Genomic DNA, 21,543 nt, shown 5'->3' on the forward strand with positions numbered 1-21,543 from the left:
CCAGCGTTCAATCTGAGCCATGATCAAACTCTTCAGTTTAAAATCATTAGTAGCTTATGGCTACAAATCTTGGCTCATCAATTACTGACTTAATATTTACTCAAATAAACTTCGAGAAATTTAAACCAATTAATCAATGAAATATTTTCGATCGATCAACCAGTAAAAATCCACACAAGTTGTTCTTCTATTCTCTTAATGATCTTCTCGATGATTCGTCATCATCAAGCCAGGTCGGCTATATTACTCTCAATTTCTTAAAAGTCAACAGGTAATTTAGATATTTAGCAAACTTATCAACCAACTCAAGAATCCAACCATTTTAGCCAAATCCTTGTTTCTCAACAAGTTTTTATCTGCATCACCGCCGATGGATGTGCATTCTACAGTATTTCAGATCAGACGCAAGCACTTTTAAAAATTAAATTATTCGGTTGTTTTATTTTTAAACTTTAACTTATCTAATTTACTGATTTATATAATTTAAAATTTATTCATTATCTTAAAAATTAATTTAGCCAACATTTAAATCCACCAAGTCACTGTTATCTATAAATTTTTATCTATATTTGTTTTAATTATCAGCGAAAATCTTTTTAATTTTGATCATTTCTTTCTCACAGGCTCACTTTTTTTATCAATAAACCGGGTTCCAACTAAAAATTATATTGAAAAAAATATCTCCAAAAAGCAAAACACCGGCTCTGAGGTGCTCAAAACCGGTGTTGCTATTATTTTCAGTCAACATCCCCTGTTAAGACGATGTGCCTCTTACAATATTCAAGAAGTAAAGATGACGTTCATATTGATCAATAATGTCCTGAATCAGGTCTTCCTGAGTCCAGTCCATAACATCATAGTTTTGTCCGCCTTCTCTCAAGAATACTTCAGCCTGGAAATATTGCGCTTCATCAGCATCGCCCTGCCCCAGCATAAAACTTGGCGGTACGGTTTCATGTGCATAGACCGTATAGATGAAGTTAATCTCATGATGATGATCGACGCGCAGCTGCAAGCCTTGTTCAGTATTTTGAATATCGACTTCAAGATGACGGCGTTTAAACTCTTTCTGGATACTTTCAAACGCTTTTCTGACCTGTGTATCAATATAATGCCGAACCTCATCCTCAGTATGCGGATAATGCATGATTAAACCCAAACGCTGTTGCCAGCTTCTTGGATTATTGATCGCTCTCGGCGTAGTCCGTGCTTCATTCAGCATTCTTGACTTGGTCGCATCCAGATTCAGGGCTTTTAATAATCCCCATCCCATCAGTAGCATAATCAGAGCGAAAGGCAAAGCACTTACCAGCATGGACGCCTGTAAGGTGGCTAGTCCTCCCACCAATAATAAGCAGATGGTGAGTGCTGCAATTAGAACAACCCAGAATACCCGTTGCCATGCTGGTGTATCTTCTGTTTTGGCAGTTAAATAGTTCACAACCAGCGCGCCAGAATCTGCAGAGGTAACAAAGAAAAGAAGGACCAGAATTGCCCCTAGCATGCTCATCACACCAGACAGCGGTAGATGATTTAAAAACTCAAACAAGGCAACAGATGAATCTTTCTGAACCATTTCCATCAGGGCAATATTATGTTCTTGCATGATGCTAAATAGTGCGGCATTGCCCCAAAACCCCATCCATACGATGGTAAATCCTGTCGGGATCAGAATAACCCCCAATATGAACTCTCTGACTGTTCGTCCACGAGATACCCGGGCAATAAACATGCCCACAAACGGAGACCATGCAATCCACCACGACCAATAGAAAATTGTCCAGCCACCGATCCAGCCTGTTGAATCATAAGCCTGCAAATTAAAAGTCATGACAAAAAGATTGGAGAGGTACTGCCCGGTATTCTCTACGGTTGTTCGCAATAGATGAATTGTTGGGCCGGCAAGGAAAACAAAAATCAGGAGAATCACGGCAAGCACAAGATTTAACTCTGATAAACGTTTGACCCCTTTATCCAGTCCTGCAAATACAGAAAGACCTGCCAGAATGCTGACAAAAATAATCAGACCAATCTGGGTCGGGACTGACTGTTCCACACCAAATAAATAATTTAATCCGGCATTTACCTGGAGAACCCCAAAACCCAACGAGGTAGCAACACCAAAGATGGTGCCTACGGTTGCGAAGGTATCAATTGCATCCCCCCACAAGCCATAGATACGTTTGCCAATAATCGGATATAAAGCAGAGCGGGTTTTTAAAGGTAAATCATGACGATAAGCAAAATAGGCCAGTGACAAACCGACAAGTGCATATACCGCCCACGCATGTACCCCCCAATGGAAAAAAGTAATACGTAAAGCGTCTTTTGCAGCAGCCACGGTTTCAGGGTCGCTATTTGGTGGCGTGACATAATGCATGACCGGTTCTGCCACACCAAAGAACATCAGGCCAACGCCCATACCCGCAGTAAATAGCATCGCGAACCATGAACCATTACTGTATTCTGGCTGACTATGGTCAGGACCCAATTTGATATTACCGCTGGAAGAACAGGCGATGTACACCAGCACGATTAGAAAAATAGCGACACAGACAATATAAAACCAGCTAAAAGAATCGGTAATCCATTGTTTGGCTTGTGAAGTTAAGGTTTCGAAGAGTTGAGGTGCTACAATTGCAAAGACAACAAACATTGCAATAATCAGTACCGTACTAAAAAACACATTCCTGTTGACATTGGACAACCAGGATATTGTTTTGGAAGGCATAGTTCCCCCATGTTTTTTTAATGATAATTGACAGACATTCAAGTCAAATGAGACGTTCACGATGTGAATAAAAGCGGGTTCATGACATGTAAAACCCGGACTCTAGTATAAAAAATATCAATAATAACGCCGTTGTAATGCTGTAACAGGATATGAAACAAATTATAAGTATTTGATTTAATAAAAATAAAGTTTAAATTCTTGGTCATCGAAATCACTTTGGGCATTGTTGATCAATGCCCAATCACACCTTGCTCGGTTAACTCCGCCAAGTGCTCTGTGGAACAGTATTGTGCTAAGACCTGTTGAGTATGTTCTCCCAAACGTGGTGGTGCAAGACGGTATTCCACAGGTGTGGCAGACAACTTTAATGGCGAAGCAATCATTTTAAATTGACGATATTGCGGATGTGGAATCGACACCACCATTTCTCTTGCTTGTACTTGCGGTTCTTGTAATGCCTCCTCCACATTATTGATCATGCCGACCGGCACTTTGACCGCATGAATCCGCTCTACCCAGTATTGTGCAGATTGCGTAAGAAAATGCTGATCCATTAACGTGGTCAATTCACCCCGATGCGCAATCCGGTCCTGATTCAATCTAAACTTGGGATGCACTGCCCATTCCGCCTGACCGATGGCCTGACACAAGGCTTTAAACTGGGCATCATTGCCACAGGCAATAATAAAGTCCTTATCTTTTGCCTTAAAGGTTTGATAAGGCACAATATTGGCATGCGCATTGCCCCAGCGTTGCGGTGCCTGACCGGTAATCAGATAGTTCATGCCATGGTTGGCTAAACCCGCAACCTGTACATCCAGTAAGGACAGATCAATATGTTGTCCTTTGCCTGTACGTTGACGCGCCCAGAGCGCTGCCTGAATCGCAATGGTGGCATATAATCCGGTTTGTAAATCCGTGACTGCAACCCCCACCTTTTGTGGGCCGCCACCCGGCAAATCATCCTTTTCACCGGTAATACTCATCAATCCGGCCATCCCCTGAATGACAAAATCATAACCCGGCTCAGACGCACGAGGTCCGGTTTGCCCAAATCCGGTAATCGAGCAATAGACCAGTCCCGGATTGATCTCACGCAGGCTGGCATAGTCCAGACCATATTTATGCAGTGAACCGACTTTATAATTTTCAATCAGCACATCACTATCCTTGACCATTTCCCGTAACAAGGCCTGACCCTGTTTTGAGGCAAGATCAATAGTGACCGAGTATTTATTGCGGTTGGCAGACTGATAATAGCCCGCCTCGCGCGTGGGCTGCCCTGCATCATCCTTCATCCACGGCGGCCCCCACATCCGGGTATCATCGCCGGTTTGAGGACGCTCAATCTTGATCACTTCAGCCCCCAGATCAGCCAGAATCTGGCTACACCACGGTCCTGCCAGCACCCGGCTCAGATCCAGTACACGTAAGCCTGTTAATGCACCCATGTTCCTTCCTCCTTGCTTATGATTGTTGTGGATCGTATTGGCGATCCCGTATAAATAGTCCCGGTAACACACCCGCAATAAAATAAGCGGCACCCATGACAATAAAGGCCATGGTGAATGTTCCGCCAGAGGCTAAAAAACCGATGGTGGCCGGTGCAATCGCCGCCCCAACCCGACCAATGTTATAGGCTCCGCCAATGGCAGTACCGCGAACATCCGTTGAAAAAGATTCCGCCATATAGGTGGCATTGACCCCATATGGAATCCCATAAAGAAATCCAAAGGTAATGAGTAAATACAGAATATTGTCAGGGGTATTAAAGAAGATAATGATCGGCAGGAAGATTGCGCTGGCCAGCGTTCCAAACACGAAAATGGTACGGCGGTTAAATTTATCTGCCAGATAACCCGCCAGAATCTTGCCTAGAATCATTGCCGTATACGAACCCACCATATAACTGGTCAGCGACTTGAAGTTCATATTCACTTCGGTTTCCAGATAACTCGGCATCCAGTTGTTAATGCCGTAATAACCGAACTGTAAAAAGAAAGCTGTCGTCATCCAGAGCAGGAACATTTTGCGATGTTTGAAATTGGCAAAAATCTGTTGATAGATACTTTGGCTTTGCGGTTGCGGTTGCGTCGTAATAACTTGCTGCGTTTGCGGAGTCAAACTCTTCATTTTCGTCAGCTGCCAGGATTTAGGCTCAGGCACAAAGCGCTGTAAGATGATATTGATCGCTGCTGGAATCACGGTAATAAAGAATAAAATACGCCAGCCGTGTTCTGGAATGATGGCACCAGCCAGTAAGGTTGCCACGATATAGCCAACCGTTTGTCCGGTTTGCAAGGTGCCCAGTACTGTGGTGCGATACGAGGTCGGAACATACTCCGCCATTAAGGTATTACAGGCCATATAAAGGGCGCCAATCCCTAAAGCCCCAATAAAACGTAACGACATAAACTGTTCAAAGCTTTGGGTAAAACCCAATAGACAGGTGGCAATTGAAAAGAAAGTCACGGAATGGGCAATGGTTCTGACCCGTCCATATTTATCACAGGCCCAGCCACCCAGAATACCGCCAATTCCCATCCCGGCGAGAGAGGCACTCCCCAGCGCACCCGCCTGAAAGGTTGATAATCCAAATTCTGCCTTTAAACTGGTCAGACTGTATGACAGCAGCATGATATCGATGCCATCTACCACCATGGCGAAGTAGGCAAATAGCAAGGCAAATTTCCATGTGTGCGGCGTAATCCGCGCATAGGTTCCCAGATTAGAAGGCCATTTGCTCATCGCTGAGCTTGCTACCGTTTGAACATCATTGTTCATTTGACACCTCATTTTCTCAAATGGGTCTGGTCTTTCATCAACCATTCAAGTGATGAATCCTTTGCGACAGTACTATTTATTGTTTTGGCAAAGTGTCATTTTCTACCGGAAATGTGCTTGATGAATCCTTGACGATTTTAATTGCTATAAGTCAATTTTTTAGGCATGAATTTGCCCGAAGATACGCCCGCAAGCGTATCTTTACGTTTAAACAATGCAGAAGTTTTAGTTAGAAAATGCAGCGATACCGGTTTGTGCACGCCCAAGAATCAAGGCGTGTACATCATGGGTGCCTTCATAGGTATTCACCACTTCCAGATTAACCAGATGACGGGCCACACCAAACTCATCACTGATGCCATTGCCGCCCATCATGTCACGCGCCAAACGGGCAATTTCCAGCGCTTTACCACAGTTATTGCGTTTGATCAGGGATGTTCCTTCCACTGAAGCAATGCCTGCATCTTTCATTTGCCCAAAACGCAAAGCTGCTTGTAGGCCCAGCGCAATTTCAGTCTGCATATCCGCCAGTTTCTTCTGAATCAGCTGATTGGCTGCCAGTGGTCGACCGAACTGTTTGCGATCCATGGTGTATTGATGTGCGGTATGCCAACAAAATTCAGCGGCCCCCATTGCACCCCAGGCTATGCCATAACGGGCACTGTTCAGGCAGGTAAATGGCCCTTTTAGGCCGCGCACTTCAGGGAAAGCATTCTCTTCAGGCACAAAGACCTGATCCATCACGATTTCACCGGTAATCGATGCTCGCAGCCCGACCTTGCCATGAATGGCAGGCGCAGACAGCCCTTCCCAACCTTTTTCCAGAATAAAACCACGAATCTCCCCGACATTGCCAGTTTCCGAGACTTCTTTGGCCCACACCACAAACACATCTGCAATCGGGCTGTTGGTAATCCACATTTTGCTACCACTGAGGCGATAACCGCCTGCAACCTTTTTGGCACGACATAGCATACTGCCCGGATCAGAGCCATGATCCGGCTCGGTCAATCCGAAACAGCCAATGTATTCACCTGTCGCCAGTTTAGGCAGGTATTTCTGTTTTTGTGCTTCGGTACCAAATTCGGCAATCGGCACCATCACCAGTGAACTTTGCACACTGGCCATCGAACGATAGCCCGAATCTACCCGTTCAATCTCGCGTGCAATCAAACCATAACTGACATAGTTTAGCCCCGCACCACCATACTGCTCCGAGATGGTTGGGCCTAATAGACCTAGCTCACCCATTTCCCGAAAAATACTTGGATCGGTTTTTTCATGACGGAACTGCTCCAGTACCCGTGGCATGAGTTTGTCTTGACAATAGGCCTGAGCGCTATCCCGAATCATGCGTTCTTCCGAGCTGAGTTGCTGTTCGAGTAAAAAGGGATCTTGCCAGTTAAAAGAGACACGCTTTCCTTGATTTGCCATGACTTGTTATCTTCCTGTTGATTAATTTTGATATACATTCTGCTCTTGATGCTAGGCCAGATTGTGCCCTCAGGCAAACGATGTTTTTTCATACAGCTATGCGTTTTATGCATAACTCAATTGCAATCAGTGGCATGCTTCTGTTAAAAATAAAGCAGAGAATAATCTACAAAGCTTGAGCTAACCAAACCTCATTGCTGATTTTCGCACACAACACAAGGACGCTGTTATGCGACGTATGATTCCTTCACTGCAATCATTGATCTGTTTTGAAGCCGCTGCCAAACATAAAACCTACACCCATGCGGCACAGGAACTGAGCATGACCCAAAGTGCGGTTTCCCGACAGATTCAGCAACTGGAAGCGTTTCTGAATCTGCCGCTGTTTCATCGGGTACGACATGGCGTCGAACTGACCCTTGCGGGTGAACAATATCTGAAAAATATCAAGACGCATTTGCTCGGGCTGGAACACAGCACACTCGACCTGATGTCGCATCAAGGTTTAGGAGGTACGCTCAAACTGGGTGTAGTACCCACATTTGCGACACGCTGGCTGCTGCCACGCCTACATCGTTTTAATGGAAAATATCCAGAAATTACTATTCATCTGGAAACCAGTACCAAACCCTTTCTGTTCAGTGAGCAGATTTTCGATGCTGCCATCTATGCAGGTACACCCGCTCAGGTAGAAAACTGGCCCGGAACGACTGCTCATTTTTTGATGCAGGAAGACGTCGTTGCCGTTTGCTCACCAACGCTGATTAGAAAGTTCTTCCCTGATCTGATTCAAAATCAATCGCCCTCGTCACTGGATTTGTCTCCGGCACAACTCTCACAACTGCCCTTATTACAACAGACCACCCGCCCAGCGATCTGGAAAGAATGGTTCGACAGTCTGGCCTATAACGCGCCTTATGCGATGGAAGGTCAACGCCATGAACTGTTTTCCATGCTGGCCGTGGCGGCAACCCACCATCTTGGTGTGGCCCTGATTCCACAAATGCTGATTGAGAAAGAACTGAGTCGAGGAGAATTGATGATCGTGTCATCACATAAACTCAGTGGTTCACGTTGCTACTATTTTGTTTATGCCGAACAGCCGCATAACCCGATTATGCTGAAATTCATCGAATGGCTGGAACAGGAAACCACAACCCGTCCCCATACCACCACGAATTACTGATTTTTGGGTAAATGCGCAATATATTGCAGTGCAATCAGACGCGAGACCACCACGGCCAGATACATGACCCCGCCAAACATTTGCAGCATGGCAAGCACTCTGGCGGCTGGGCTCATCGGCATCAAGTCCGATAAACCGGTTGCCGATTGCAAACTAAAACTCAGGAACAACAAATCCAGCCAGCTTTGCAGCACTTGGGGCTGATTGGGATTCAGAAAACTGTTTGGCAAAAGTAGCTGACAAATACTGTATAAAAAGGCAAAGGCCCAGGCGATCAGGGTAAATACTGCACCTGCAGCAAACAATTCATCTTTGGTGAGATAGCGGTCGGCAAACATATAACGAAGCAAGCCATAAGCTGCATAGAAATAGGCCATCGCTTCAAAACTGTAGGCCATGATCTGGATGGTCGGTGTGCTATAGCCATTAAACAGCATAATCGAAAAGACAAAGGCACCACTGACAAAGATGAGCCCCCAAAAGGTAAATACCGGGGTTTGCCGGATCACCTTGGCAATAATTAACAGCGCCAAAACACCCAATGACCAAGTCAAGGCACGATATTCACTATCACCATAGGTCAGCATATACAGAATTAATAAGGCCAGTTGAACCAGCAACAACCATGCGGATGGCAGCAAACGAAAGGTACGCCAGAATTGTTTTAAGCTTTGCATGTGCTTTTCCTGAATCTTGTTATGCTTTTCATTTTTGTTGAGTGCATCATACTGCATCTAAAAAAGAAACAATCATTTTAGACAGTTCTTGTTGCAGGCGTTGTTCTTCGATCAGAAAAGTATTTTTACTGGCATAACGCATCATGGTAAATAAGGTACTGTTAATAATCACAAAAGACTTATGTTTTAAAGTTTCAAAATCCCAGTGCGGATAATAACGCCCGAATAGGTACATGCCGACTTCTAAAAAGTGCTGCTCTAACACCTGTGCCGCTTCCGAATCACTATAGGCATGCCAGTTTTTTAAAATTTCGATAAAAAACCCCTGATCAGATTTTAACGACTCAAAGCCAAAGGCAATGCTTAATGTGATGATGTCCTGAATAGTAGTTTGCTGTTGTAGCATCACCAGTTGCTTTACCGCCTGTCCCAAGTTTTCGCTTTTACGTAGCAATAATTCCGCAATGATTTGCTCTTTATTTTCAAAATACTGATAAATCGATCCGACACTGACCCCTGATTTTTCAGCGATTTTAGGTGTAGTCACCTGCAAAACCCCATGTTCAGAAATACATTGCTGTGCCCCTTCCAGAATACTTTCGACAATCATTTTGGCACGTTGCTGTTGGGGTCGTTTTCTCATGCTCAGCCTCAATTGAAATGCGAATTGAATGCGAATAATTATTCATATTAAGCTTTGATTAAATAACAATCAGGGACTTTATGCAATGCACGGTATCGTTAAACCTAAACGCTTGGCAGCATTTGAAGACATGACCCAGCGTAATCTCAAAACTAAGATTCTCGGTTATATGACCCGACAGGAGGTTCAACCGAGTTATCAGGACTATCAGGCCTTGAATACGGCCCTGCAAAGTGGTGATGAACCCATGGATCAGCTGCTGCTGTGGATACTGCAAAATCCGAAACAGCATCGACAATATTTTGAAACGGCGCTGTATCAAGGTTTAGATAAATTACCGCATGAGATTCCTGAACTCACGACCTTCTTCAAATTCTTTGAACAAAAACCTGCTTGGTATGATCAAAACAAAATTGATACTGCACTGAAATTTACCTATCGCTTGGGAATCAATAACGGCCTGATCCTGCGGGATTTATCCTTAATGACCGGCTACCTGTATCCGGGTTTTAACCAGCCTTTGATCCTGACCGGCGCATTAAAAAAACAGGCAGGCACACGGCTGGCGGAAACCACCAAATGGTGGGTCGATATTACTGAACCGGATGGTTTTTCCCGTTTTAGCAAAGGCTTTACCTCTACCATTTTTGTCCGTTTTATCCATGCCTTAGTTCGTCACCAATTGCAAAAATCCGAGAGATGGGATGCCGAAACTTGGGGAATCCCGATTAACCAATATGATCAGGCCATGACCAATATTGCCTTTAGTGGTGTGGTGCTGATCGGCATTCGCGCTTTGGGGATTTTTCCAAGCAAGCAAGAAGTCGACAGCTTTTTACATTTCTGGAAATATGCGGGCTGGTTAATGGGCGTTGAAGAGAAATGGCTGGTTGATCAGGAGGCAGAGGGCTGGAAACTGATGTACTGGATGCAATTTGCCCATCCACAGTCCGATGCCAGTAGCATTTCGCTTGGTTCCAGTCTTTCTAAAGAACCCTTTGAACGCAAATACCGTTATCTACGCACTTTTCAACAAAAACTGGCCTATAAGCAACACTTAGAAATTACCCAGTTCTTTATTGGCCGTAAGAACATGCAAAAGCTTGGTTTAACGCCACAACCGGCTTCCTGGTTTGCCTACTATCTGATTGGTCGAAATTTAGCGTTGTATAGCAGTGCCCGATATATTCCAAAATTGAATCGCTTTCTTGAACAAAATGGACGTCATTTGCAACGTATTGGCTTGTCACTATATCGCAATCAGTCGCAGCAGCTGGCCAGCATGCATCAATAAGCCATAAAAAAGCCCTCAATCAATGAGGGCTTTCTTTTAGCTCAAGCGAATTAGTGATCTGACGCGCCAGACGCACCGATCCCGGTCATTGAGCGAACGAACTGTGCATCAAAGGCTTTACGCTCTTTCTCAGCACGTGCTGACTTGTCGGTTACAGAGAAGAACCAGCAGCAGAAGAATGACAGTGGCATTGCAAATAATGCTGGGCCATTGAATGGGTTTGGCGCCGTTTCAGAAATCGCTAGCGTATCTACCCAAACCGCTTTCGACAGAATGATCAGGCTGACTGCACCGACCAAACCTACGACACCACCAATCACTGCACCACGTGTGGTTAAGCCTTTCCAGAACATGGATAACACGAGTACTGGGAAGTTTGCACAACAGGCTACCGAGAATGCCAAGCCAACCATAAAGGCAACATTTTGTTTCTCGAACAAGATACCCAAGATCATGGCAAAGATCGCTAAACCTAAAGTTGCGATTTTTGACATTCTTAACTCAGACGCAGGGGTGGTTTGGCCTTTCTTGAATACGTTGGCATAAAGGTCATGTGAAATTGCAGAGGCACCTGACAGTGTTAAACCTGCCACTACCGCAAGGATTGTTGCGAATGCTACCGCTGAAATGAAGCCCATGAACAAGTCACCGCCCACCGCATCACTCAGGTGAACCGCGGCCATATTGTTACCGCCCACCAACTCTAATTTGCCTGTTACCGCTGCTTTAGCAAGGTCAAGGAATTGCGGGTTGTTGGCAACAAACAAGATCGCACCAAAACCAATGATGAACGTTAACAGATAGAAGTAACCAATAAAGCCTGTTGCCACCACAACTGATTTACGTGCTTCTTTGGCATCTTTCACCGTAAAGAAACGCATCAGGATATGCGGTAAACCTGCAGTACCAAACATCAAGGCAAGACCGAGTGAAAGCGCATCAATCGGGTTAGCCGTTAACGAACCTGGCCCCATGATCTTAGCAGCCTCATCCCAGCTCATGCTATGCGCCTGGCTATACACTCCAATCGCCTGGTTAAACATATTGGTGAAGCTAAAGCCAACCGCTTTCATTACCATAAAGGCCATGAAGGTCGCACCGCTGAGTAACATCACCGCTTTAATGATCTGTACCCAAGTGGTTGCCAACATACCACCGAAGATCACATAAGCCATCATCAACAGGCCCACGATCACCACCGCAATGTTATAGTTCAATCCAAATAACAATTTGATCAGCTGACCTGCACCGACCATCTGTGCAATCAGGTAGAACGCCACCACAACCAGTGAACTGAAAGCCGCCAAGGTACGCACTGGCTTTTCTTCCAGACGGAACGACACCACATCGGACAGGTTATATTTACCCAGGTTACGTAAACGTTCCGCAACGAGGAACAGTACGATTGGCCAACCCACCATGAAACCGAGTGAATAGAGCAGGCCATCAAAGCCCGAGCTGAATACCAGTGCCGAAATACCCAGGAACGATGCGGCAGACATATAGTCACCGGCAATCGCCAAACCGTTTTGGAAACCGCTGATTCCGCCACCAGCGGTATAGAAATCTTGTGCAGACTGGGTTTGCTTGGCTGCCCATTTGGTAATGAACAGGGTAAAACCGACAAAGATCGTAAACATGATGATCGCATGCCAGTTGGTCGCTTGCTGTTCAGCGGTACCTAGATCCGGGCCTGCGAAGGCAATACTTGTGCAGCAAAAGCTCAACAGTGTGAACAGTACCGCTTTGAATGAGGTCCCTTTCATCTCAGTGCATCCCTTTTTCACGTGCAATGGCCTCAACTTCCTTGAGGGCTGCTTCATTCAACTGGTCAAGCTTGTTATTGGCAATGTAGGAATACACACCACATAACACAAATGACAACACAATAATGCCTAAACCGAGGGGAATACCCCAAGTGGTCACACCACCGCTAAATGAACTTGCTAAAAATTCTTTGTTATAGCCAACCAAAAGCATAAATCCAACGTAGATAAACAGCATGATTGCTGTTAATGTCCAACTTAATGTACGCTTTTTGCTGACCATTTCCTGAAACTTTGGATTATGTAGAATTCGATCTACCTGAGAATCATCCATAATCAACTCCTTATTTTTGTGTCCAACCATGGACCCCTTTTTACGTGGGATTTTTCATTATCCAACTTAACAAGATTATGCTTGACTCGTAACTTAGACTTTGGTCTCTAAATGCAATTCTCTACTCCTTGCTGTACCTGTGCTTCGGGTATGATTAAAAATGGAAGTTGATCACGTGAGCAATATGAACAGTTGGCTTATTCTCGGGGTATTGGCCCTGTACATCGTGCTGCTATTTGGCTGTGCCTTTTTTGGTGAAAAGCACGCCAGCCGTTTAAGTATGCGTGGTCGAATGCTGCTGTTCAGCTTAACCTTGGGCGTATATTGCTCTTCATGGACCTTTTATGGCGCCACCGGTGCCGCGGTTCGCCAAGGCGTGATTTTCCTGCCGATTTATCTGGGACCATTGCTGTTTATCTGGTTTGGTTATGACATCTGGAAACGATTGGGTCGTATCCGCCAGCATCATGCCATTTCATCAATTGCCGATTTCGTGGCTGCCCGCTATGGTAAAAGCGGAAGTCTGGCCGCCTTGGTGACCATTCTCGCCGTGATTGCCATTGTGCCCTATCTGGCGTTGCAACTACGCGCCATTGCACTGAGTGCCTCGGTGATTCTGGAACAAAACGCGCATATCCATACCACCACCAATAGTGTTCTGGTACTGACTGCGGTACTGGCGATTTTGGCGATGATTTTTGGGACCCGGCATATTGCCCATACCGAACAACACGGCGGGTTAATGTTAGCCGTGGCCTTTGAGTCCTTTGTTAAACTGTTTGCCCTGCTCTGTGTGGCAGCCTTCTTCTTATTACAGTCACCCGACAATATTAAACAGGTCAGTACCGATGTACATCAGCATTTTCATGACCTGCAACAACTGGGTGTGCCTGAAACTTTCTGGGTGCAAACATTACTGGCAGGTCTAGCGATGATCTGCCTGCCACGCCAGTTCCATGTGGCAGTGGTGGAATTACGCGATGAAAAACATATCCGTGGTGCACGGCGCTGGTTTGCGGCCTATCTGATCCTGACCGTCATGGCAATTATTCCGATTGCCAGCTGGGCGCTGCATTCTCTACCCGAATCGCTGGGCACACCAGACATTGCCGTACTGGCCTTACCGATGAGCTATCAGCAGGATTGGTTAGCGCTATTGGCCTTTCTTGGAGGCTTTTCCGCATCAACTGGCATGCTGTTAGTGGCTTCAGTGGCCTTATCGATCATGCTCAGTAATGACCTGATCATGCCAGCCCTGTGGCGTTTTAAAATTATTTCCCGTCATGATCAGCATTTACCGCGCGTGCTCAAACTGACCCGGCGCATTAGTATCATTAGCGTGATGTTACTGGGCTTTTTATTTTTCCATTTCTTTAATGATATCAACCAGCTTTCGGTATTTGGCTTACTGGCCTTTAGCGCCGTGGCACAGTTTTCGCCGGCCTTGATTGGCGGTCTATACTGGCGTGGTGCAAGCCGTCAGGGTGTGTATGTCGGGCTATTGATGGGCTTCGCCATGTGGAGTTACACCTTACTGTTCCCGACGGTCCTGCGTAGCCTGCCCGACCAATATCAGGATTTGGCACAGCATATTTTACTGTTTGGACCGTTTGATATTAATGGCCTGCGTCCAGAGGCCTTACTGGGTTTTGAATCCTTTGCTCCACTGACACATGGGGTATTGTGGTCATTAGGTTTGAATGTGGTGCTGTATATCTGGGTATCGCGTCTGTACCGACCCAGCGTAGCGGAACAAATTCAGGCTGAAAGCTTCTTCTATTATGAAAGTAAACCGCTGCCATCAGCCCAGTCCAATACCGATCTCACTGATCTGCACCTGAATGCCGCCCGCCTGAAAGTCGGCGACTTACTGGCGCTGGCCAAACGGGTCACAGGCGATAAACCGACGCTACAGGCTTTTCAGCAATTTTGTGAACAGAATCATGTGGTTTTAAATGAAAATCATGTGGCCAATGGCATGTGGTGGCGCTTTACCGAGCAATATCTGGCCGGGATTATCGGAGCAGCCTCTGCTCGTACCTTGTTGACCACTGCCATGATTAACAATGGTCTGGCATTGGGACAAGTCGCCAATATTCTCGACCAGGCCTCACAATGGCAGCGTTTTAACCAGAACCTGTTGATGACCATGATCGACCATATGACCCAAGGTGTCAGTGTGGTAGACAAAAATATGTGTCTGGTGGCCTGGAACAATCAATACCTGAAACTGTTTGATTATCCAAAAGATCTGGTTTACGTCGGCTGCCCGATCGCGGACCTGATTCGTTATAACGCGGAACGTGGTGAGTGTGGTCCGGGCCCAGTCGAAGAACATGTGCGTAAACGACTGCACTGGATGAAAGTAGGTAGCGCCCATGAGTTCGAGCGAATTCGTAAAGATGGTCTGGTGATCCAGATGCGGGGGAATCCTATTGAAGGCGGTGGTTTCGTCACCACCTTTGCCGATATTACCGCGTTCCGTGAAAATGAAGCGGTGCTGGAAGAGCGCGTCAGTGACCGCACCCAGCAGCTTGCCAATGCCCTGACCGAACAGCAACTGGCACTGGAACAGGCGGATAAAGCCAATCAATCGAAAAGCCGTTTCCTGGCAGCCGCCAGTCACGATTTACTCCAGCCCATGCATGCAGCACGTCTGTTTAGTACTGCGCTTGAACAAAGTGTCCATTCGGCAGAAGATCAACAGACCTTGCAACAGCTGGATCGGGCACTGTATGGCGCGGAAAGCATGCTCTCTGCCCTGCTCGATATTGCCCGTTTAGAAGGTGGCACCATCCAACCCAAACGTCAGGCTTATTCCTTGCACGATCTCTTGAATGATCTGGAGTTACAGTTCAAATCCATTGCAGCCCAGCGTGATATTCAATTGTCCGTGCATGATACCAAGTTCTGGGTCGACACCGATCCGCAATGGATGCGACGGATTATCCAGAACTTTGTCAGCAATGCTTTACGTTATACCGCCCGGGGTCGCGTGGTGGTTGGTGTGTTGCGTTCAGCCCAACGACCAAACCATATTCGCATCGGGGTCTGGGATACCGGCCCGGGTATTCATGAACAACAACGCCTGAAACTGTTTCAGGAATTTGAGCGCTGTGGACACACCTCCCCTTGGGGTGAACAGGGTCTGGGACTCGGACTGGCCATCGTACAACGGATGACCAGCCTGCTGGATTTCCCCGTGCATGTCTATTCCGAGCTGGGCAAAGGTTCCTGTTTCATGATCGAAGTGCCTTTAGCCGAAGCACCCAAAATTCAAATGGCAATACCTCAGGTAACGGCATTGCAGCATACGGCCTATAAAGTGCTATGTCTGGACAATGATGAAACCATTCTGGAAGGCATGCGAACCTTGCTGAGCAAATGGGGCTATCAGATCTTCACCGCAACCGAACCGGAAGAAGCGCTACGCTTGATTGAGCAGGAAGATATTCAGGTCTGGTTGATCGATCAGCATTTGAATCATGATCAACGGGGTCTGGACTTTATTGAACAACACCGACCAGCCCATATTCCTGTGGCATTAATTACCGCAGATTCTGATCCGGAGCTACCGCAATATTTAAAACAGCAGAATATTGTGTTGCTGAAAAAGCCACTCAAGCCTGCCGGTTTACGGGCCTGGTTATCTGGTTTAAAAATCATGCCAATGCAATAAATGACCAAATATTTTGCAGCCATAGGCAAAAATCATCAAAAAGTAGCACTTTGAGTGCTGAGAAATTGACCAAAATGCTCAAATGATTTTTGACTATGGCAAAAACGTTCACTTACATTAGTGAACGTTTGTACACTTACTTACAATTAATTAAACATTTGTTTTTATTTATAAATTTTACTCCTAAAAACCAGTCTACAACTTTAGTCGTATTCTACTTGCTTTGTTGATCCCGCATAAATTGATGCATAAATGGAAACCTGTGTCTCATCGTGTTGGGTTTCTTGCAACAGACTGTCGAAAAGGACATTGATCATGAATAATAGTCACCCCACCACCGACCATAGCTCGCAACAGTTTTATCGCCAATATAGTGCCAATGCCTTATTACCGCAACTGGACTGGCAACATATTTTTGTACATAGCAAACTTGAAAATACACATTTACGTGCCTTGGATGCGCTTTATCAGGCAGCGGTCCCGCTGGCCCTGAATGTATTCCATGAACTGAATTTTGATGTGTTTACGCCTGCGGCCTACCATCCACAAGGGTTGGGCTTATTTGAAAAACTGGCTCAACAAGAACAGAAGTTTTTAGATGTACTTGAGGCAGAGTCTGCCCATCTCGACCATGAAACACGTCATCAGATCTGGAGCATGCTATTACGTGGCGGTGCTGTTCTGGTCTTTAAAGCCTGGTTAAGCCATGTCAAAGGTGATGCAAACCAACTGGACAAAAGCCAGTTTGATGAACTTTCCGATTTACTGTTTATCAAGACACGTCCTGAGCAATTGGCGCAACGTTTAAAAGTCGAAGTCAATGCACCATTCACCCACATTTTCCTGATGCATGATAATGATGTCTTCCTCGATCATTTTAATAGTCTGGAAACCGCTGCTTTATTTGTTGATTTAGGCGTTTACGATGCCGCCTTTTTAAGTCTGCGTGACGACCGCGTGGCGGAATACCTCAAAAGCAAAGCTTATGTCACCCAGGAACAGATTGATGATCTGCAATGCGCATTAAATCCTTTATATTGCGATAGCCTGATGCCAAAACAGGACTGTCTGGCCTAAGCAGTCGAAGCCACAATCAAGATTGTGGCTTCGCTTTGATATTGAGCTTAAGAAGCATTTTTTTCTAAACGCTGTTTATGAATCTGCATCACCACATCACTAAATTCATTTAAAACATAATGCACCCATAAACGGCTATACCAGTTATATTCGGTGGATAACCGATAATCAATGCTCAGAATCAATCTGGTGGTGTGTGCATCGATTTGTTCCAGTTGATAATCTGTTTTCAGCAAATCGAAATATTTCCCGCCCATTTCCAGATGATCATCCAAGGACCCCTTCGGAAACGAATCTGGCGCAAACTGGTATGTCCAGGACAATAGATACGGCGCATGCGATGCGGTCACCTGTTCTTCAAACTTGATGCCACGTTCCCACTGGATGGTACGAACCAGCTCACCATGACGCTGCTCGGTCATGCCAAAAACAGGTTTGGGAAAGCCCATGGTAAAAATAAAACTGTCTTTGACTTCCTCTGGTCGTATCGTGCCAATCTGGTTAATGGCCTGAAATACTTGCTGTGCTGGCGCATGAATCACAACCGAGCGCTGGGTTTGACCATATTCGGTACGACTAAAATCAGGTAATAACAACCATAAAATCAACGGCAGCAGTGCAAAAGAATAGATTTTGGCACTGGGTTTCCATAAATAATGACAAATCAAGCGCATGAAACCTGCACCCAGCAGCAGGCCGATGAGTAAAATCGGGAGCAGCATGATCAGACAGATAATCCCTTCTCTTAACACGATCACGCAAAACACAATCACGATCACAAAAACCAGCGGCTGAATCTTGAAAAGCTTGGTCAGGAAAATAGGATTGGGCTGTTTTCGAATCATAAAATATTCAAATAATGCGCCCAATAGTGCAGGAATAACCAAGACAATTACAAAGGACATCAGATCTTGCGAATAACTGCTTAACAGAACTGTCACCGCAATCAGACCCATCGCCACAATTAAAGGCAACACCATGACAAAAGACGTTCTGGATGGATAAACTTTTTCTAACTGATAAGGAAGCGGGGTGTCAGTGCCTTTGCGTACAATCAGATAATCGTATGCTTCATTCTTGATTTTATGTATTTGATAATCTTGTATACCCGCCTGCAACAAGCGTTGCTCCAGACTGTTACGCGTCTGTTCTGTCCATTGAGTGACCTGAATACGGACATAACCTTGTTGTTGTAGTTCTTGAATAATTGTATTGGAATCCTGAAGATGATGCATGTAAGCCTCGTCAAAACGCAATCAGCTCAATGCAGATCATTGAGCTGACTGATTCTAACTCAGCTTAGAACTTCATGCTCATCCGCATCCAGTAGTTGCGACCGGTATTATTGAATTGCTCTTCGCTGGCAAAACCAAAACCTGAACTGCCTGCTTTATTGAGGTGTTCGGTATAGGTTTTATCGAGCAGGTTATCAACGCCCACTGAAAGATCGACATCTTTACTCAGACTATAACTGCCATTCAAAGAAATGGTTGAGAAACCTGCACTTGGTTTCAGGTCATATCCCACAATATTGCCCTGATGCAAACTGACACGATTTTGTTGATCCACCACACGCCATAACATACCGAGTGTATATTTATCAGCAACATAACGCAGATTCACACGGCCTTCTAAAGGTGCAATTTGTGGCAATGGCGTATTGTCGCTGGTATTTTTACCCCAGGCATACATCGCACTGAGGTCGGCCTGAATATGATCGGTAAACTGATAGCCAACGCCAGCCTCAGCCCCTGCAATGGTGGCATCGACATTCTTGGCACCTGCAGTGATTCCGCCGCTACCATGCCCGCTATGACCACCTGCATGTAAGTGGCTATGATCGTGGTAGTTCATCAAGATATAGTCATCGATCAGTCCGGCATAAGCAGACACCCATGAGTTAAATGCGCCCTGTTGCTGGGTAAAACCAAGATCGAGCTGCAAGGTTTTCTCTGGACGCACACCGTTAAAGGTGTTGCTCGAACCCGCATTGCCGTGCTCAGGACTGAATAGCTCCCAATAATCGGGCATACGTTCGACATAGCCCAGTCCGACATAGCTGTTGAGGCCATGCTCGGCATTTTCATTTTCCAGACGCACAAAAGCACTCGGCAAGGTTTTTTCCAGCTGGGTATTAAGTCCTTTTTTAGCTTTAGAGTTAGCACGTTCATCATCCACCTTGACCTGATCGACACGCACGCCTGTCACAATCTTGTTCTGCGGATTCAACTGATAGGTCAATTCACTAAAAGCACCATAAGACTGAAACTTCATATCTTCTTCAAATGGAGAACTTTCCTCTGGCATCGTGTGCATAATCATATTGCCGCCATGCTGATTATGCTGGCTATCGACACCAGACACGACACTAAATTTATCCCAATCAGTCGTAATAGCTAAACGTGAATTCAGGGTACGACGGGTCACCTGCATTTCCATTGGCATCAATACTTTCATAACATGATCGCCATGTTTCATCTCTACTTCTGGTGAACGTAGGCTAAAATTGTCCATAATGTGATCGTTGTAGCTATAGTTCACCTGACCTTCAATTTTCTTGATCACCTCGGTGACATTTTTCTTTTCAAAGCGCAGGCCTAAACTCTCACGTGCGAACTGCGCACCATCCATCTTTCGTCCTGCATATTCAGACTCGCCGTCTGCCTTGCCACCAGTCAGTTCTACCCAGGTATTTTCATCCGGTGTCCAGCCCAATGCCACGTCGGCATTCCAGCGTTCCCATGAAGACGGCACAGTTTCACCGTCACCATCCTGATAGCTGTTCGACTCGGAACGATTGGCATTTAAACGGATATATTTTTTCTCATCCCCCACCGCAGCTTCAACATTCTGGTCTAAACGCCCAAATGAACCCCAGAGCACACTGGCCTGCCCACGATACGGTTTGGCCTGAGTCAGTTTCTCAGGTTGACGTTCAAAAATCACGGTTGCCGCTGAACCGGTATTGGCATATTGAACAGTCTGTGGTCCTTTAATCACGGAAATACGGTCATAGCTTTCAGGTGAAATATAAGAAGTCGGTGCATCCATACGACTTGGGCAGGCACCCAGATTTTCCGTACCATCGGTCAGGATCTTGATGCGTGAGCCAAACATGCCACGGAAGGTCACATCACTATTGGTTCCGCCACTCTGTATGGCATTGAAACCCATAATACTTTGCAGATAGTCGGCACCATCCGTTGCAGGGATCGGCTGAATCGGTTGTTTGGGATCGGCTTGCACCACCAGACCATTGCGCTCATTCGGTTGTTGAGCCGTCACGACAATCGGTGCCAGTGACACATGGGCATGTGCAGATACAGACAGATCGACTGGATTTGCCCACACCATTGCAGTATTTGAGGCAGCAAGAATCGCAACCGTGAGCGGTTGTAATAAAAATTTAGGTTGAGCCATGAGTGGTCTCTCTTAAAACATAAGTAAAACTAGGCTAGAGTTTTGGAAAACCCTAATGAAAATAACGTTTTATTTATGCAAAGAGTGGTGGGGCACGCCCTTGGGGCAATAGAAATAAGCGTTGCAGCGCAAAATAAACATGCTTAAACGCTTGCTGATAAGCCACTAAACGGATTTGAATCCGGACCAGTACTTCTTTCACACCCAATTCAGGCGGCAAGACCAGATTGGCATAGACCGTACAGTACTGACATTGGTGATTAGGATCATGATGGTCATGATGCGGCAGCGGGGCCTGAGCTTGCTCAAGCTGGTGTTCATGCGAATGTGAACTATGTGCCGAATGGCTCTGTGTGCTTTGTGCTTTGGGTAACAGCAGCGCCTGGGTGATGGTTTCACACACCGGCGCAATCTGGTATTGCTTCGGGAGCAGCGGCTGCAAGAAAACCGCAATCTGCAAACAGACCGCGGTCAAAGCCAGCAGCAAACCACAACGAAACAAAGACAACATCTTA

The 21,543-nt window shown here is 45.8% G+C and carries 15 protein-coding genes; 4 read left to right on the forward strand and 11 right to left on the reverse strand.

Translation table 11 applies throughout. The features are described 5' to 3' along the window. Positions 1-754: 754 nt before the first annotated feature. The 4 genes from ACINWC323_RS13345 to ACINWC323_RS13330 all read right to left on the reverse strand — a co-directional run bounded on the left by ACINWC323_RS13345 (position 755) and on the right by ACINWC323_RS13330 (position 6,952). Complete coding sequence (locus ACINWC323_RS13345; RefSeq protein ID WP_032881263.1) at positions 755-2,731, reverse strand: glycine betaine transporter; 1,977 nt, start codon at positions 2,729-2,731, stop codon at positions 755-757. Positions 2,732-2,964: 233 nt separating this feature from the next. Then, complete coding sequence (locus ACINWC323_RS13340; RefSeq protein WP_009510472.1) at positions 2,965-4,185, reverse strand: CaiB/BaiF CoA transferase family protein; 1,221 nt, start codon at positions 4,183-4,185, stop codon at positions 2,965-2,967. 16 nt (positions 4,186-4,201) lie between these two features. Next, positions 4,202-5,518, reverse strand: a complete 1,317-nt coding sequence (locus tag ACINWC323_RS13335; RefSeq protein WP_009510456.1) for an MFS transporter — start codon at positions 5,516-5,518, stop codon at positions 4,202-4,204. A gap of 225 nt (positions 5,519-5,743) precedes the next feature. Continuing rightward, complete coding sequence (locus ACINWC323_RS13330) at positions 5,744-6,952, reverse strand: acyl-CoA dehydrogenase (protein ID WP_005228422.1); 1,209 nt, start codon at positions 6,950-6,952, stop codon at positions 5,744-5,746. 229 nt (positions 6,953-7,181) lie between these two features. On the opposite strand from ACINWC323_RS13330, the gene ACINWC323_RS13325 reads away from it, so the two are divergent. After that, positions 7,182-8,138, forward strand: a complete 957-nt coding sequence (locus ACINWC323_RS13325; RefSeq protein WP_009510421.1) for a LysR family transcriptional regulator — start codon at positions 7,182-7,184, stop codon at positions 8,136-8,138. On the opposite strand, the gene ACINWC323_RS13320 is transcribed toward ACINWC323_RS13325, so the two are convergent. After that, positions 8,132-8,815 (reverse strand): ion channel, encoded by a 684-nt coding sequence (locus ACINWC323_RS13320; RefSeq protein WP_032881281.1) that lies wholly within the window; start codon positions 8,813-8,815, stop codon positions 8,132-8,134. The genes ACINWC323_RS13325 and ACINWC323_RS13320 overlap by 7 nt on opposite strands. Positions 8,816-8,861: 46 nt before the next feature. Beyond that, positions 8,862-9,458, reverse strand: a complete 597-nt coding sequence (locus ACINWC323_RS13315) for a TetR/AcrR family transcriptional regulator (protein ID WP_005281178.1) — start codon at positions 9,456-9,458, stop codon at positions 8,862-8,864. Between the two features lie 85 nt (positions 9,459-9,543). Here ACINWC323_RS13315 and ACINWC323_RS13310 point away from each other — a divergent pair, with 85 nt between their 5' ends. Beyond that, the gene (locus ACINWC323_RS13310; protein ID WP_009510413.1) at positions 9,544-10,752 is read left to right on the forward strand and encodes an oxygenase MpaB family protein; all 1,209 of its coding nucleotides are present in this window, start codon (positions 9,544-9,546) and stop codon (positions 10,750-10,752) included. Between the two features lie 50 nt (positions 10,753-10,802). Here ACINWC323_RS13310 and ACINWC323_RS13305 read toward each other — a convergent pair whose 3' ends face one another. Both ACINWC323_RS13305 and ACINWC323_RS13300 read right to left on the reverse strand, forming a co-directional pair. Continuing rightward, the gene (locus ACINWC323_RS13305; RefSeq protein ID WP_009510431.1) at positions 10,803-12,518 is read right to left on the reverse strand and encodes a cation acetate symporter; all 1,716 of its coding nucleotides are present in this window, start codon (positions 12,516-12,518) and stop codon (positions 10,803-10,805) included. A 1-nt stretch (position 12,519) separates the two neighbouring features. Further along, positions 12,520-12,852 carry a DUF485 domain-containing protein gene (locus tag ACINWC323_RS13300; RefSeq protein WP_005228407.1) on the reverse strand — a complete coding sequence of 111 codons (333 nt, stop codon included), beginning with the start codon at positions 12,850-12,852 and terminating at the stop codon, positions 12,520-12,522. 184 nt (positions 12,853-13,036) lie between these two features. Between ACINWC323_RS13300 and ACINWC323_RS13295 the strand changes: the two genes are divergently transcribed. Beyond that, a complete protein-coding gene (locus ACINWC323_RS13295) occupies positions 13,037-16,531 on the forward strand; it encodes a hybrid sensor histidine kinase/response regulator (protein WP_162137899.1) in 3,495 nt (1,164 codons plus the stop codon). Positions 16,532-16,846: 315 nt separating this feature from the next. Beyond that, a complete protein-coding gene (locus ACINWC323_RS13290) occupies positions 16,847-17,608 on the forward strand; it encodes a hypothetical protein (RefSeq protein ID WP_009510353.1) in 762 nt (253 codons plus the stop codon). A gap of 47 nt (positions 17,609-17,655) precedes the next feature. Here ACINWC323_RS13290 and ACINWC323_RS13285 read toward each other — a convergent pair whose 3' ends face one another. The 3 genes from ACINWC323_RS13285 to ACINWC323_RS13275 form a co-directional block, all read right to left on the reverse strand. Continuing rightward, the gene (locus tag ACINWC323_RS13285) at positions 17,656-18,843 is read right to left on the reverse strand and encodes a hypothetical protein (protein WP_009510450.1); all 1,188 of its coding nucleotides are present in this window, start codon (positions 18,841-18,843) and stop codon (positions 17,656-17,658) included. A 64-nt stretch (positions 18,844-18,907) separates the two neighbouring features. After that, complete coding sequence (locus ACINWC323_RS13280; RefSeq protein WP_009510448.1) at positions 18,908-21,028, reverse strand: TonB-dependent copper receptor; 2,121 nt, start codon at positions 21,026-21,028, stop codon at positions 18,908-18,910. Positions 21,029-21,101: 73 nt separating this feature from the next. Further along, on the reverse strand, positions 21,102-21,539 hold the full coding sequence (locus ACINWC323_RS13275) for a DUF2946 family protein (protein WP_009510458.1): 438 nt from the start codon (positions 21,537-21,539) through the stop codon (positions 21,102-21,104). Positions 21,540-21,543 lie beyond the last annotated feature (4 nt).

Origin of the sequence: Acinetobacter sp. WC-323, assembly GCF_000314615.1 — a bacterium.
Lineage (GTDB): Bacteria > Pseudomonadota > Gammaproteobacteria > Pseudomonadales > Moraxellaceae > Acinetobacter > Acinetobacter courvalinii.